The sequence below is a fragment of the Sphingobacterium yanglingense genome (assembly GCF_004363245.1).
GTDB classification, from domain to species: Bacteria; Bacteroidota; Bacteroidia; order Sphingobacteriales; family Sphingobacteriaceae; genus Sphingobacterium; species Sphingobacterium yanglingense.
The window spans coordinates 52,348-67,995 of sequence record NZ_SNYV01000014.1; the positions used below are offsets into that span (position 1 = coordinate 52,348).

10 protein-coding genes are annotated in these 15,648 nt (G+C 40.2%); 6 read left to right on the forward strand and 4 right to left on the reverse strand.

Translation table 11 applies throughout. The features are described from left to right. Window positions 1–69 precede the first annotated feature (69 nt). Window positions 70–2,169 carry a S9 family peptidase gene (locus CLV99_RS11425; protein ID WP_133584651.1) on the forward strand — a complete coding sequence of 700 codons (2,100 nt, stop codon included), beginning with the start codon at window positions 70–72 and terminating at the stop codon, window positions 2,167–2,169. Between the two features lie 33 nt (window positions 2,170–2,202). Here the strand turns inward: CLV99_RS11425 and CLV99_RS11430 are convergent, their stop codons facing one another. From CLV99_RS11430 to CLV99_RS11440, 3 genes are all read right to left on the reverse strand, one after another. Next, entirely contained in the window at window positions 2,203–2,544 is a 342-nt protein-coding gene (locus CLV99_RS11430) for a DUF4870 domain-containing protein (RefSeq protein ID WP_133584652.1), read from the reverse strand. Window positions 2,545–2,704: 160 nt separating this feature from the next. Continuing rightward, window positions 2,705–3,652: an MlaD family protein gene (locus CLV99_RS11435; protein ID WP_133584653.1), complete on the reverse strand. Its 948-nt coding sequence runs from the start codon at window positions 3,650–3,652 to the stop codon at window positions 2,705–2,707. A 140-nt stretch (window positions 3,653–3,792) separates the two neighbouring features. Then, window positions 3,793–4,602, reverse strand: a complete 810-nt coding sequence (locus tag CLV99_RS11440; protein ID WP_133584654.1) for an N-acetylmuramoyl-L-alanine amidase family protein — start codon at window positions 4,600–4,602, stop codon at window positions 3,793–3,795. Between the two features lie 164 nt (window positions 4,603–4,766). On the opposite strand from CLV99_RS11440, the gene CLV99_RS11445 reads away from it, so the two are divergent. The 5 genes from CLV99_RS11445 to CLV99_RS11465 all read left to right on the forward strand — a co-directional run bounded on the left by CLV99_RS11445 (window position 4,767) and on the right by CLV99_RS11465 (window position 14,749). Then, entirely contained in the window at window positions 4,767–7,415 is a 2,649-nt protein-coding gene (locus CLV99_RS11445; protein ID WP_246032745.1) for a putative LPS assembly protein LptD, read from the forward strand. A 179-nt stretch (window positions 7,416–7,594) separates the two neighbouring features. Then, entirely contained in the window at window positions 7,595–8,851 is a 1,257-nt protein-coding gene (locus tag CLV99_RS11450) for a competence/damage-inducible protein A (protein WP_133584655.1), read from the forward strand. A gap of 103 nt (window positions 8,852–8,954) precedes the next feature. After that, on the forward strand, window positions 8,955–10,295 hold the full coding sequence (locus tag CLV99_RS11455; protein WP_133584656.1) for a dihydrolipoamide acetyltransferase family protein: 1,341 nt from the start codon (window positions 8,955–8,957) through the stop codon (window positions 10,293–10,295). A 98-nt stretch (window positions 10,296–10,393) separates the two neighbouring features. Then, window positions 10,394–11,872: a cardiolipin synthase gene (gene cls, locus CLV99_RS11460; protein ID WP_133584657.1), complete on the forward strand. Its 1,479-nt coding sequence runs from the start codon at window positions 10,394–10,396 to the stop codon at window positions 11,870–11,872. Between the two features lie 168 nt (window positions 11,873–12,040). Next, window positions 12,041–14,749: a carboxypeptidase-like regulatory domain-containing protein gene (locus CLV99_RS11465; RefSeq protein WP_133584658.1), complete on the forward strand. Its 2,709-nt coding sequence runs from the start codon at window positions 12,041–12,043 to the stop codon at window positions 14,747–14,749. A gap of 33 nt (window positions 14,750–14,782) precedes the next feature. Here the strand turns inward: CLV99_RS11465 and CLV99_RS11470 are convergent, their stop codons facing one another. Continuing rightward, a complete protein-coding gene (locus tag CLV99_RS11470; protein ID WP_211348527.1) occupies window positions 14,783–15,643 on the reverse strand; it encodes a DMT family transporter in 861 nt (286 codons plus the stop codon). Window positions 15,644–15,648 lie beyond the last annotated feature (5 nt).

A 15,648-nucleotide genomic window follows, 5' to 3' on the forward strand; every position in this document is an offset into this window, starting at 1 on the left:
GGTCCAACTCCCGTTGGACTACTCTTAGGATATTTTCTTATCTTGCACCTTTGCTTATTAGAAAAGGTTATGAACAAATTATCCATGTTGGCTGCGGGGTTGCTTATAAGTGTGACTACTGTAGCGCAAAAAAAACCAGAAGTTGAATTTGATAAATCGCTAATCACTACGAAAGTGCAGGAATCGTTTGGAAAGAAGAATATGACGGCAATGGATTTATGGGAATTGGGACGGGTGTCTGCAGAAGGCTTAAGTCCTGATGGAAAGACATTGTTGTATGGAGTGTCCTATTATTCACTGAAAGATAATAAATCGGAGAAGGATTTATACGCCCTCGCAATGGATAGTAAGTCCGTGAAGCAGTTTACAGCTGAAGCAGGTGGGGAATCTGTCTTAAAAATCGAAACCAATGGCGATGTTATCTATAGCGCTAAGGGGCAGATCTGGCGGAAAAGCCTAGATGGCGGAGCTGCGGTACAACTGACTGATGTGGAGGGGGGCTTGGAGAATGTCAAGTTTTCGCCGGATGGAAAATACATATTGTTCAGTAAGTCGGTGTTAATCAAAAATTACCACAGCGTCGATAAATATAAGGATCTGCCGAAATCGAATATCTATATTTATGATGATCTAGACTACAGACATTGGGATAGTTTTAATGACGGACGTTTTAATCACCCGTTTATTGCGAGCTATACAGATGGAAAGATTGGTGAAGCATTGGATATCTTAAAAGATGAACCTTACTATAGCCCTACAGCCCCTTTTGGCGGTGCAGAGGATTTTGCCTGGAGTCCTGATGGGCAGTCGGTACTATATGTTTGTAAGAAGAAATTCGGTAAGGAATACGCAACAAGTACGAATACGGATATTTATCGATACGATATTGCGACAGGCAAAACGTCCAATATTTCGGAGGGAATGCTGGGCTATGATACAAACCCTGTCTTCAGTCCCGATGGGAAACGTCTGTCTTGGTTGAGTATGAAAACGGATGGCTATGAAGCGGATAAAAATGATATCATCCTTGTCGATCCGGTTACTTCTCAAAAAGTAAATTTGACGGCACATTGGGATGGTACTGTTAATTCGTTTGTCTGGAGTAAGGATAATAAAAAGATCTATTTTGTGGCTCCGACGAAAGGTACGGTGCAACTTTTTGCGATCCATGTTCCTGCTAATCTAAATGTAAGATCATTGCCTATTATTGAACAGATCAGTGAAGGACAATTTGATGTTACAGGAATAGTTGGTGAGTTGAAGGATGGTTTGGTGGTGACTTCTACGAAGATGACTCAAGCGACGGAGATCTATCACTATGGTTTCAAAACGAAGAAGCTTGTCCCGTTGACCAGCGTTAATGATGCACATTATGCAAAATTGAACGAGACTAAAGTGGAAGGGCGATTTACTAAGGCTTCGGATGGTCAGGACTTGTTCTCTTGGGTGATCTACCCACCTAATTTTGATCCGACTAAAAAATATCCTACGTTATTGTTCTGTCAGGGCGGCCCGCAATCTGCTACTACTCAAGGTTATTCTTTCCGTTGGAGTTTTCAGCTGATGGCTTCTCAGGGGTATATTGTCATTCTTCCTAACCGTCGCGGAATGCCCGGATGGGGGGTGAAATGGAATGAAGACATATCGAAAGATTGGGGAGGGCAAGCGATAAGAGATTATCTTTCTGCAATCGATGATTTTTCGAAAGAGAGCTATGTTGATAAGTCCCGAATTGGTGCTATCGGTGCTAGTTATGGTGGTTATTCGGTGTTTATGTTGGCTGGTGTACACGAAGGCCGTTTCAAGTCATTTATTTCCCATTGTGGTTTGTTTGATATGACATCTTGGTACGGTACTACAGAGGAGTTGTTCTTTGCAAACCACGATTTGGGAGGTGCGTATTGGGATAAGAAAAATGAAAAGACTTATACCGATTTTAATCCGATCAAGCACGTGGATAAATGGAATACGCCTATATTGATATTCCAAGGAGGTAAGGATTACCGTGTGCCAATAGGGCAAGGTTTAGAAGCGTTTCAGGCAGCACAGCTAAAGGGTGTGAAAAGTCGGTTGGTATATATGCCAGATGAAAACCACTGGGTACTGTCTGGACATAATGCACAGGTGTGGCAACGGGAGTTTTTTGATTGGCTCAAAGAGACACTTTAATATAAAAAAAGGGATCCAATTGGATCCCTTTTTTTATATTGTACTGAACCATTTCTGGAATAAAGGTCCCACGACTGGAAGTTCTTTTTGACTACCGTTGATGGCTGAAATAAGTCCCATGATCCAAAGGACTAGTAAAGCGATACCTACTACCATACCTATTATTTCTCCAGCAACAGGGATAATCCGAAACACGCCAGATACTACTCCGATAATTAATAATCCTAAGTTTTGACGGATATGGAATTTAGCAAAACTGTTGTTTTTGTCTTTGTTCATCACAAAAGCTGCGATTAATCCAATTAACGTGATGTAGGATATAATTGCTATGCTTTTTCCTTCTTCAACGTTGTTTTTTACTGGTGTGTTGTCCATTGTTATTATGTTGTATTAGTTTTAACAAAGGTAATAACAAAAGACGTGCCTATACGTCCCCGAAAACCGGGATATTGTAGAATGCACAGGAACACAGAGGGTATAAAAAAAGCCTTTCGATGCAATTGCATCGAAAGGCTTTTTTGGGAGTATAATTTAATTACTTGGTATCCTTCTTTCCGAAAATAGAAATTTTTAAATATTTACCTGGATTTGTTTTCAGGTCATGAACGAGCTCATTCAGATTGGCTGAAGCTTTGTTGAGGTTGTCATAAAGCTGATCATCATTCAATAATAGACCAATAGAACCTTCTCCTTTATTTATTTTTCCAGTTATCGCCTGTACATCTTTCATGGCTTGATGCGCGTTGTCAATGGTTGCTTTGATTTCCGTTTTAGCGAGGTCATCCGAAAGATTGTCCAGATTTGTCAAAATGGAGTTTATTTTTTCGTTGTTGTTCTTAAAGTTACTGGTTATCGATTCTAGGTTTTGCATGATCTTTGCCAAACGAATGCGTTCTGATCCCATTAGACTTTCGACATCATGGGTTATATTTTCCATATTGTTTAAAGAAACCGAAATACTACGTAAGCTCTTTTTAAAGTCACGTTGGAACTCATCGTCCAATGCAGTATTGACTGCACTTAGCACAGAGTCCAGTTTGACAACGAGATTTTCAATCTTCTTTTGTAGCGGTTCCACCTTTTCCATAAGATTGGCCTGTACATCGGATTGTAGAGGGTCTCCATTTCTAGCCATTGTACTACTGTTTCCGATATCGAAAACAATAACTTTGCTGCCTAGTATACTTTCACTGACGATACGTGCAATGGTATTGGAAGGGATGTCATAGTCGCTTTTGATTTTGAACTCTGTACGGATCTTTCCATTATCCATGAGAGACATCTTGGACACACGGCCGATCTGATAGCCATTGACCATCACGGGTTTTGATGTAGCCAGACCGTCCACGTTGTCATAATCTGTGTAGAACATGTTGTCTGAACTGAATACGTCATTTCCTCTCAAAAAACTATAACCGATAAATAATAAGGCAATTGCTATTGCCGTTAATGCGCCTACTTTAGTTTCGTTCGATATTTTCAAAATATAATCATTTAAGGGTTTAGCTTATACCTTATATAAACAGTCTAAACTTACATAAATTCATTTTTATATGCAATACAACTGATGGGGCTATAACTATGAGCCTGTACTCTATTTAACACAGAAAATAGGGCAAATGTTTATTTTTCTGCCGATATTTTGAACTTTTTTATGGCTTGAAAGAGATTCTCTACTATTTCTGCCTGTCCGTCGTCGGATAGCATGTAGTCTTCTTCTTCAGAATTGTTGATAAAGCCTATTTCGGTCAAGACGGCAGGCATTGAGGCACGCGAGAGCACAGCTAACCCGAGCTCTTTTACTCCCCGGTCGAATCGGTTCGAATTGGTATACTCATTCTGTATATAAGAAGCCAAACGAATGCTACGGTCACGATACTGTCTACGCATTAGCTTGAATACGATATAACTCGAAGGATCTTTAGGGTCAAAATCTCCCAAGTCACTGTTGTCGTCATTGTGAAGTAGCATATCCGCATTCTCCCGGATCGCTACATCTTGTTCGGACATACGATGGAATCCAAGTACAAACGTTTCGGTCCCGTACGCTTTTGAAGTTCTTTGGCTTGTTGAATTTGCATGAATAGAAATGAAAATATCAGCATTATTTTTATTGGCTATTTCAGAGCGGGTTCGGAAGGGTATGTCTACGTCGGTAGTACGTGTCAATATTACATTTGCTCCTAATTTAGTTTCTAATGCTGTCTTAAGTTTTTTAGATACATCTAGTACTAGATTTTTCTCTAAAGATCTTCGACCTGCGGCACCCGATGCAACACCTCCGTGACCAGGGTCAATGACCACTGTAAAGGTTTTTTTGTTTTTTGAAACAGGAGGGTCGTTGCTTATTGGTGTAGATGAAACAGCAGTTACTGAAAGAGCGTAAGTGAGTAAGGTGAAGCTTAATTTTTTAACAATATTTAAAAATTTCATCGGTATTTTTTTTACATTTTTGTCCTAGCTGATTTATAAGGAACTGACAAAGATAGTTGTTTAATTGTATATGATAAAAATAACAGCCTTTTATTAATGATTTTGACTACTTTTGCCAGTAATAGTTTATTTTTACGACTAAAATAATATTTCGTATTTCAACTTTGGAAACGCTGACTCGTATTTTATTTTTATTAGTGTCCCTATTCTTAGGGCTGCATACAGCGTTAGCTCAGGTTGAAACTACAAAATCTACAAGTATCAACGTTCAAGATACGTCATTAATTGCTAATGATACAACAAAAAATCATCTAAAAGTAGAAAGTGGGAAGGATACTGTCGTTATGAAAGGCGATAGTGGACTGGAAACTGTTGTTACCATCGTAGCAAATGATTCTTCCTGGAATGAGGTCAGTAAGAATATCATTCACTTGTATAAGGGAGCTAAAGTTAAATACCAAGATTTTGAATTATCTGCGGATTATATCCGATTGGATAGAAACACGAATGTGTTGTTTGCCAGTGGTATGATGGACCATAATGGAAAGTATGTCGGAAGACCCGTTGTATTATTCCCGAATGATAGCCCTAAGGCGGTGGATTCTCTGCGTTATAATTATAAGTCGCAGGAAGGTAAAACCTTTGGAATTATGACAGAGGTGGATGGTGGTTTTATTCAGGCCAAAATCTTACGAAAGAATCTTTATGATGAGATGTCCATTTTTAAAGGACTGTATAGTACCTGTGATCTTCCAGAACCCCATACGCATTTTGGTATACATATTACCAAAGGATTAGTGACGGACAAGCAGATTATAGCTGGACCATCTTATTTGGTCGTGCAGAATATTCCGCTCAAGTTTATTGCGCTACCTTTTGCCTTTTTTCCAAAACAGGATAAGAAGTCTTCTGGGTTTCTGTTTCCTTCTTTTGGTGATGATGTGGCCCGTGGATTCGGTTTACGCGATATGGGTTGGTACCTTACTTTTAACGACTATTGGGATTCAGAGATCCGGGGTAGTTTCTACTCCAAAGGTTCGTGGGATGCTTCAGTACGTACCAATTATTTGGTGAATTATAAGTATAGTGGAGGTTTTAACATTCGTTATGCATCGACCAAGGTCGGTACCGAGGGAGCTAGTAACTACGGCAGTAACAAAGATTTCAATGTTACGTGGAACCATACCCAACGTCAGGAAGCAAATCCGGGAACATCCTTCTCTGCTTCCGTGAATTTTGGTACAGCGTCATATTTTCAAAATACCGGAGCAAACAGTACTTATGACTACAATCAGTTGACGCGAAATAACATGTCTTCGTCTATTAGCTATGGTAAGGTCTTTGCTGACGGAAAAGTGAATTTTACATCCAGTTTGAGTCATCGACAAGATATGGCTAGCGGTAAAGTGGATTTAGAATTACCAACTTTTGCACTTAACGTATCAACGTTTAATCCTTTTGATTCTAAGGATAGGGTAGGTGAGCAGAAGTGGTACCAACGGATTACGGTAGGATATAGCATGCAAGGTAGAAACTCTATTTCGACAGGTGACTCCGTGCTTTTTACGAAACAGGCTTTAAAGCAGTTTACAAACGGATTTCAACATAACATCCCCGTGAGTTTGAGCTTGAATGCTTTCAAGTACTTCCAGTTTAATACTTCGATGAACTATACAGAACGGTGGTATCTACAAACCATCCGTAAAGGGATAGATAATGAAATTAACGGTTATATCGATACACGTGACACCGTTTCTGGGTTTAGAAGAGCTTATGACTATTCGTTCTCGACTGGTTTGTCGACTAAGGTGTATGGTAGATATCCGAAAATGGGTAAAATAGACGCTATACGGCACGTCGTAACACCATCTATCAACTTTAATTATAGACCGGATTTTTCGGATCCGAAGTTTGGTTTTTATAAGTCTTATATCGATCAAAATGGACGTTTGTCAGAATACTCGATTTTTGACGGCGCTATTTTTGGAGGACCTTCTGCGGGTAAATCCATGGGAATTGGTTTCTCGGTAGATAATAATATTGAGGCTAAAATTCGTACGGAAAATGATACGACGGGTAAAGGCTTTAAGAAAATACCTATCCTTCAAGGCTTGACTTTTAGTGGTAACTATAATTTTGCAGCGGACTCATTAAAACTTTCAACCATTAGCTTTTCGGGAAGAACTACTATTTTTAACGAAAAGATTAATCTGAATTTCAATGGTAGTTTGGATCCTTACCAATTGGACTATGCCGGTAGACGTATTGATAAATTCGCTATAGAAAATGGTAAATTGGCACGGTTAACAAATTTTGGTTTATCTTTTGACTATAGTTTCAACCCAGATGCTTCAAAGAGCCGAAATGGAAATATTGACTCGATGCGTAATAGTATGCCAAATATGACCAAGGAGCAATCGGAGGCGTTATCACGTATCAGTCGAGACCCCAATGCCTTTGTGGATTTTAATATTCCTTGGAATCTAGCGGGATCTTTCAGTTTTCAATATTTTAAACGCTTTGATACAGTGGTACGACGCGAACGTTCTGACTATTCTGCTACGATCAATGTACACGGCGATGTGAATGTGACTCCAAAATGGAAGATACAGTTTAACTCAGGATACGATTTCAAACAGAAGGAAGTGTCTTTGACACGTTTCTCTATTTATCGGGATTTGCACTGCTGGGATATGTCTGTGGGATGGGTGCCATTTGGACGTTATCAGAGTTATAATATTACCATTAGAGCCAAGGCTTCCGTTTTGCAGGATCTGAAGTTAACAAAACGAAATAGTCATTATAGTTATTAAGTTATCAAGTGAACGAGTTCTGAAGTTATCGAGTTATGGGGAGCCTGTCCCGAGTATCGGGATTATCTAGTTATCAAGGGGCTTCTATAACTTTATAACCTTATCACCTTGTAACTTTTCATAACCTTGTAACCTCATAACTTTTCCTAACTTTGTAACCTTATAACTTCATGGTAATTATGAAAGCAGAAATTATAACCATAGGGGACGAGATATTGCTTGGTCAGGTCGTTGATACAAATTCGGCATGGCTTGGACAGTTATTAGATTCCCTGAATATTACTGTTCATCAAATTGTGTCCATTTCGGATAGTAGAGAAGCTATTTCTCATGCCTTGGACGAAGCCGCTAAACGGTCAGATTTTATTATAGTCACCGGAGGACTCGGCCCCACCAAAGATGATGTGACAAAGGAAACCATTGCTTCTTTTTTTCAAACTACATTAATTCGGGACGAACAGGTATTGAGTCATGTGAAGTCTATTTTTGAAAAATTCGGAAATGGACGGACTATGCCTGTCATGAACTATGGGCAAGCGGATGTATTGGCGTGTAGTGAAGTTCTCTTTAATGATGTTGGGACCGCACCGGGAATGTGGGTTGAACGTGAAGGACGGTGTTTTGTGTTTTTGCCAGGTGTGCCATTTGAAATGAGGTTTCTGATGGAAAAACGGGTATCCCCGAAATTGGCAGCTTTTAGGAGCGAACATAGTATTTATCATGCGCATGTTATCACCATGGGCATAGGAGAGTCCTATCTCGCAGAGATGATTGCGGATATAGAAGCTGAATTGCCATCGTATATCCGTTTGGCTTATCTACCAAAGTTAGGTACAGTGCGGCTTCGCTTGTCGGCAGTAGGGCGAGAGGCGGTAACGCTTAAAAAAGAAACGGATGCTTTTGCCCGGCGTATTGCTTCACGTACAGAAGAGTACTTGGTTGCTGAAAAGGATGTGACTATTGAGGAAGCAATAGTTGAAAAATTCACTGCGGATGGTATCCGTCTAGCGATAGCAGAAAGTTGTACCGGTGGGCTTCTGGCAGGTTCTATTACTGCCGTTCCAGGAGCGAGCGCAATGTTTGACTGTGGTATAGTAGCCTATCACAACCGCATTAAGCAACAGGTATTGGGCGTAGACGAGGAGGTTTTAAAAGCTTTCGGCGCAGTAAGTGAACAAACCGTCATTCAAATGGCGGAAGGAGTAAAGCGATTGGGCGATGCGACATATGGTATTGCAACTAGTGGTATCGCAGGGCCGACAGGGGGAACTCCGGAAAAGCCTGTAGGAACGGTTTGGATTGCTGTAGCAGGCCCTTCAGAAACCGTAACCCAGTTGTTTCACTTTCGTAATGATAGGCATGTTAATATTGAAAGAAGTATGGCACAGGCTTTGAATATGTTGTGGAAATTGTATAAGAAGGATAAGGGTAAATAGTGGAATATAATTTTAGGTTATCTCTATATTTAAATATTATATTTTGTTTTTAGGGATTTCATTCGTAATTCTTTAACTTAGTGCGATAAAACACGAAATAATTATGGGAATATTCAAATTGGTACTTCCAAAGATGGGGGAGAGTGTTTCTGAAGCGACTTTGACGAAATGGGTGAAAGCTGTGGGAGAGCGTATTGACGAGGACGATACCGTGGTCGAAGTGGCAACCGATAAGGTGGATTCAGAAGTTCCGTCACCTGTTCAAGGTATACTGAAAGAAATTCTATTTGAAGAGGGACAAGTAGCGCAGGTAGGCGATGTAATCGCTCTGTTGGAAGTAGAAGGTGCGGGGGAAGTTGAAGAAACGGCCATATCAACTCCTGTAGAAGCTCCTGTTTCCGAAGAAGAAAATGAAACACCTATTCCTGGATTGGACGCTTTAGAACGCCAGTCTACTATACCTACTACTCGAGAAAGAGCTGTTGGCGAAGAGCGTTTTTATTCTCCATTGGTCAAGAGTATCGCACAACAAGAAGGTCTGTCTACGCAAGAACTAGGAGAAATCAGTGGTTCTGGTTCGGACGGTAGAGTGACTAAACAGGATGTCCTAAATTATATTAGTAAGCGGTCTGACGGAGAGCCTATCCGTAAGTCCGCTGTTAGCACTCAACCTGTTGAAGTAAGAACGGAAAAGCAGGTGCCTGTAACTCCGGTACAAGTGGTAAAGGCCAACAATGGTGATGAAATCATTGAAATGGATCGTATGCGTCGGTTAATCGCAGACCATATGGTTAATAGCATCCGTACTTCGCCCCATGTGTTTTCGGTGGTTGAGGCTGATGTGACGAACCTGGTGAATTGGCGTAACAAAGTAAAAGATAGTTTTAAGAAAAGAGAAGGTGAAAATATAACGTTTACACCTTTGATTATAGAGGCCATTACAAAAGCATTGAAGGATTTTCCTATGATTAATGTGTCTGTTGATGGACATAATATTATTAAGAGAAAACATATTAATATTGGTATGGCGGCAGCATTACCTTCTGGTAATCTAATTGTTCCGGTCATTAAAGATGCGGATCAATTGAGTCTGGTCGGTCTCAGTAAAGCGGTCAATGATTTAGCTGTGCGTGCGCGAGGTAATCAGTTGAAACCTGATGATACCCAAGGTGGGACATTTACATTTACCAATATTGGTGCTTTCGGCAATATCTTTGGTATGCCTATTATTAATCAACCGCAGGCAGCGATATTGGCGGTAGGTACTATTACTAAAAAACCAGCGGTCTTAGAGACTGAAGCCGGAGACGTGATCGCTATCCGTCATATGATGTACTTGACGATGTCTTATGATCATCGGGTTATTGATGGCGCGTTAGGCGGAACGTTTTTGAAAAGAGTGGGAGACTACTTAGAAAACTGGGATAAAGATCGAGAGATTTAATCTATAATAAACAAAAAGCCTATGCCCCGCATAGGCTTTTTGCTTGTATAGCCTTTTTATAATTGGTATATTTCGGTTGTAAAATAAATATCCGCCCTATGGAGACGATAAAGCCATTTGTTGATTTTGCATTAAGTTGGTATTGGGTTCCATTGGCAATCCTATATATTGGGGTTATCAGTGCGATTTTGATTGAAAACCGAAATCCTACAAAAACTATAGCTTGGATCTTGGTGATTATATTCATTCCCTTTATAGGGCTTATCTTATATTATTTCTTCGGACAGAAGTTCGTGAAAGTCCAGAAAATAAAGAAGATCAATAAGCAGCAGGCATTACGCTTAGAAAAACAATGGGAATTACTGGATCCGCTAATGGAGTCTTTTATCCAGGATATACATGCGGAAATCGGCGATCTGTCTAAGGTATTCCGCTTGATGAAAAGAGAACGATTGTCGTCGCCGACATTGGATAATGATGTTCGACTTTTGGTAAATGGAGAAGAGAAGTTTGAAGCATTGAAAGATGATTTACGGGCAGCGAAGCATTCGATCCACATGGAGTATTATATTTTTCAGCCGGACCATGTGGGATTAGATATTTTGAACATCCTGGAGGAAAAAGCCGCTGAAGGAGTGGTCGTTCGACTGGTTGTGGATAGTTTTGGATCACCGGATTTGGTTAAATATATGCGACGCGCTAAGGATTCCCGGATTGATTTCCATGCCTTCCTACCTGTCACGTTTACTTCTTTAGCTAATTCCAACTATCGTAATCATCGCAAGATAGTCGTAGTAGATGGTAAAGTGGGCTATATAGGAGGAATTAATATCTCGGACAGGTATAGTAATACTTCTGCAAATAGAAAGGCAGCTTACTGGCGTGATATTTCATTGCGTATCGAGGGGTTAGCGATCAATATGTTGCAGATCAATTTTTGGAGCTCTTGGAATCAGACTGATGGTGCTCCTTTTCTATTGGAAGATGGCTATTTGCATATGATAAGAATGCATAAGGAGTCCAGTGGAGATGCAGGAGTTGGTTTTGTGTCCAGTGATCCTGCATCGGTCGGTCCTTATAATATGGAAGCGATGCTGATTGCTATCGGTGAAGCGAATCAACATGTACGGTTGTGTACTCCCTATTATATTCCAAGTGAGGAACTTGAGCGTGCATTGATTGTTGCGGCAGCCTCGGGAGTGAAGGTTGAATTGATGATCCCATCTACTTCGGACTCATATTTTGTACAACATGCTTCTTTTTCTTTTTTGAAGCCTCTACTTGAAAGAGGGGTAGAGGTCTTATTGTATAAGAAAGGATTTTTACATGCAAAAACGATGACTGTAGATGGTAAATTGACGTTTATTGGTACGGTTAATCTGGACATCAGAAGTTTTTATATCAACTACGAAATTGCAGCAGTGGTTTCGGATACGTCGTTGTGTTTACAGACAGAGCGACTTTTTGATTTAGATAAATTAGACTGTGATGTTCTGACCTTAGAAGATTGGATGAACCGGCCGCGGTGGAAACGTGGCGTAGATTCGGTCTGTAGATTAATGGCTCCATTATTATAAAGGAGGCTACGAAAGCATAGCCGACTGTGCAAGCCTGTGTATATCTGAAAATGTGTTAAATTACCTGCTTAATTTTCGTATTTCAGGCGGATAAAAGCTAAAAATATTTATCTTTAGCTAAATACGCTTTGATGTAACCGACATAGCCGGTTTAAGACAATTTATTAGATGAAAAAGATATATCCTATTTATTCCTTATTCCTATTACTTCTATTTTTTCAGACGGTACGGGCACAAGAAGTCCCTCGAATCCCTATTAATACGGTTGTAGACCGTGTGCAGAAATATTTCGGTGTATATCCGTTGGAGAAGGTGCACGTACATTTTGATAAACCTTATTATGCGGTAGGAGATACGCTTTGGTTTAAGACTTACCTTTATCATAACCCCGTGTCGTATGATCCGAGCAAAATAGCTTATGTTGATATTATCAATGGGCGGGACTCTTTAATACAAACTTTACGTATTCCTTTAAAGAACAATGCTGGATCAGGTCATTTTGTGCTAGACCCTCAAGTTATGAAGCAGGATAATTATCGCTTTAGAGCTTATACGAAATGGATGATGAACTTTGATGTCGGTTATTTCTTTAATAAGATTGTGACGGTAGGTGATGCTATTAATAAAAAGTTAGCATCGGAGATTGTCTATTCACCAGAGGGAAATAAAACGAAAGCTACGATTCAATTCCGCGATTCTAAAGGGGCTTTGTTGGCTAAAAAGAAGGTGACATGGGAAGCAATAGATGGCTGGGATCCCTTTGATAAGGGAAAATCCGAAACGGATGATATGGGAAGGGTGACAGTCTCTTTCTCATCAAAGGATAAGGAGATGTTAAAAAAGGGACGTCTGATTGTAAAAGTCGATGGGGAGTCGTCTATGATAGGTGATTTTCCATTGAAGAATGCGTTGGCAGAGTCTTTGGATGTACAGTTTTTTCCAGAAGGAGGTGATTTATTGGCTGGAGTGGCAAAGAATGTTGCTTTTAAAGCTGTGAACACAGAAGGAAAAGGTGTAAAAGTAACAGGTAAGGTCATCGATAGTAAGAAAAAGGTAGTTGTTGAGTTTGCTGATTTGGGATTAGGAATGGGGTATTTTAATCTGTTGCCGATTGCTGGGGAGCATTACAAAGCGACTGTGTCTGTAGATGGTGGAGCTGAAAGGACGTTTGACCTTCCTGAAGTACAGGCTGAAGGAATCAATGTAGTGGTGTCTAAGGTCGATGAAGAAGCGATACAGGTGGGCCTTGTGGCGAGTGATAGTTATTTTCCAAAGATTGAAAATCAGCCTTTTTACATTTTTGGACAAATGAATGGACAGCTTATCTACGGTGCACAAGCGACAATGAAAAATGCGAGCCTGGCACTATCTGTACCGGTCAAGGATCTACCGAACGGAATCATACAATTTACGTTGATGAGTCCTCAAGGAAAGGCGTTGAGTGAACGTTTGGTGTTTTATGACCTTGCCGAGAACCTCGCGATTCAGGTGAAAACGGATAAAGCAAACTATGCAAGGAAAGAAAAAGTAAAGTTGGATATCAGCAATATAACTTCAGAAAAACTAATGAGCTCGCTCTCGGTAGCGGTGATAGATGAAACAAAGGTGCCGTATGACGATCATCAGGAAAATGGTATTCTTAGTAGTCTTTTACTGACATCTGACTTGCGCGGTTTTATCGAGAAACCGGGTTATTATTTTGATAAAGAGGTTGCTAATAGAAAGCAGGCGATGGATGCTTTATTGATGACACAAGGGTTCCGTCGTTTTAATTATGATGATTTGGTGGCAGAGAAGTATCCGCAGGTCAATTTCATGCCTGAACAGGGGATAGCAATCTCAGGAACATTACGTCTGAATACGGGTAGACCTTATCCAAATGGGGGCTTATTGTTGTCTATACCTGCACGCGCATTACGAAAAGATGCGTACACGGATAAGGATGGTCGATTCGTTTTTCAAGATCTGAATTTTCCTGATTCGGTGAAGGTGACTGTCAATGCGAGAAGCAACGATAATTACCGAAATCTTGTTATCAATTTAGATCAATCTTATTATCCGGAAGTCGATAATAATAATCCCTATAAAGCGAATGATATCTTAAATATCGATAAGCAAATGGTAGATTATTTAGCGAACAGTAGAAATGAGTTTAGAACATCTAACCTTATTGATGAAGTTACTGTGACGGCCTCTAGAAAAGAAGTGCGGACAAGTAAGGAATTCTCAGCATTATCTGGTCTTTCTATGGCAGATCATCGCATTGAAGGAGATCGTCTCAACGGATGTAATATGCTGACTATGTGTTTGAATACGTTATTGACTGGGGTGACTTATGATAGCCAGACCTTGAAATACTATCTGACCCGCAGCTATAACCAAGGTAGCCGAGTTCCCGTGCAGTTTTTCTTGAATGGGATGCCTATCGACGAGAATACACTTAATTCTATTGTCCCTATGGAAATCGAGGCAATTGAGATTTTTAATAGAGATGACTTGGGAACGGTGAGCCGTCTGTATCAAAATGACGGTGTGGTCTCTATCATCACGAAGAAGGAGAAGCCGAAAGGTCCTCGTATGACATTGGCACAGATAGAAGCTTTGCTTCCGAAGTCGAATGTGGTTGATTTGTATCCGTTGGGCTATATTAAGGAGCGTAAGTTTTATATGCCTAAATACGATACAGAGCAAAGTAAGTCAACGAATGATTATAGGACGACGGTTTATTGGAATCCGGATATAATGATTGATGAAACTGGGACGATAGCGCTTGATTATTTCAATGCGGATGGCAATGGTAAATATAAAGTGGTTGTTGAAGGTATAGACAATGCCGGCAGAATCGGACGGACGGTATATTATTACAATGTAAAATAAAGAGAAAGGGAGCTACAGGCTCCCTTTCTTATTTTAAACTCTAATAGAGCGAATTTTCGTTAAGATTTTCTGGTCAAACAGATTAAGTAATACACCTAACAATATAATACCGATGGCAACGAAACTCATGGTACTGAAACTTTCGTCAAAGATGAAGTAACCAAAGCCTAAAGCGTATATTACCCCTAGGTAATTTAGGCTGGCCACTTTGGCCAGATTAGCGGTTTGATAGGAAAGGGTCATATAGTATTGCGCGAGCTGTGTGAATATGCCGATCAATAGGAGATAAAACCAATCTATACCAATAGGAGTTGTCCAATCATAAAGGCAGTACACTACGGCAACAGGTATCGTCAGTAGGGGGAAGTAAAATATAATAACTAGCGGATGTTCGTCATTTTTGGCTCTGGCAATCATGTTGTAAGCTACTCCTGCGAAAAAGGCTGCTCCTAAACCAATAATGAGGTCTAAGGTACTTATCCTAAAATCAAAACCTTTTAGAAGAATTACTCCCGTTATGGAAATGGCGAAATATAGAAATTGAATTGCTCGAACTTTTTGTTTGACAATGAATATTCCCAATATCGCTGTGAAGAATGGTGAAAGATAATTGATGGTTACGGCAGAAGCTAATGGAATATGCTGTAAGGTGTAGAAGGATCCAATAAGGCCTAGGCAGCCGGCTATGCCTCGTAGGGTCAGTGTGCCTTTGTTGTTGCCTAAAGGAGGAATGTTGTTTTTCCGCAATAGGTAATAGGTAACGCAGAGGCTAAAGATGGAACGGAATAACACGACTTCTAAGGTCGGGAGATGAGAAACGTATTTGACACATACATTCATCATGGCGAAGAAGAAACCTGCCAGTAGCATGTATTGAACACTTTTGTCCTGCATGTTCT

Coding starts and splice junctions, on each gene's coding strand:
- CLV99_RS11425 (WP_133584651.1), top strand. CDS start 70: ATGAACAAATTATCCATGTTGGCTGCGGGGTTGCTTATAAGTGTGACT.
- CLV99_RS11430 (WP_133584652.1), bottom strand. CDS start 2,544: ATGGACAACACACCAGTAAAAAACAACGTTGAAGAAGGAAAAAGCATA.
- CLV99_RS11440 (WP_133584654.1), bottom strand. CDS start 4,602: ATGAAATTTTTAAATATTGTTAAAAAATTAAGCTTCACCTTACTCACT.
- CLV99_RS11450 (WP_133584655.1), top strand. CDS start 7,595: ATGAAAGCAGAAATTATAACCATAGGGGACGAGATATTGCTTGGTCAG.
- CLV99_RS11455 (WP_133584656.1), top strand. CDS start 8,955: ATGGGAATATTCAAATTGGTACTTCCAAAGATGGGGGAGAGTGTTTCT.
- cls (WP_133584657.1), top strand. CDS start 10,394: ATGGAGACGATAAAGCCATTTGTTGATTTTGCATTAAGTTGGTATTGG.
- CLV99_RS11465 (WP_133584658.1), top strand. CDS start 12,041: ATGAAAAAGATATATCCTATTTATTCCTTATTCCTATTACTTCTATTT.
- CLV99_RS11470 (WP_211348527.1), bottom strand. CDS start 15,643: ATGCAGGACAAAAGTGTTCAATACATGCTACTGGCAGGTTTCTTCTTC.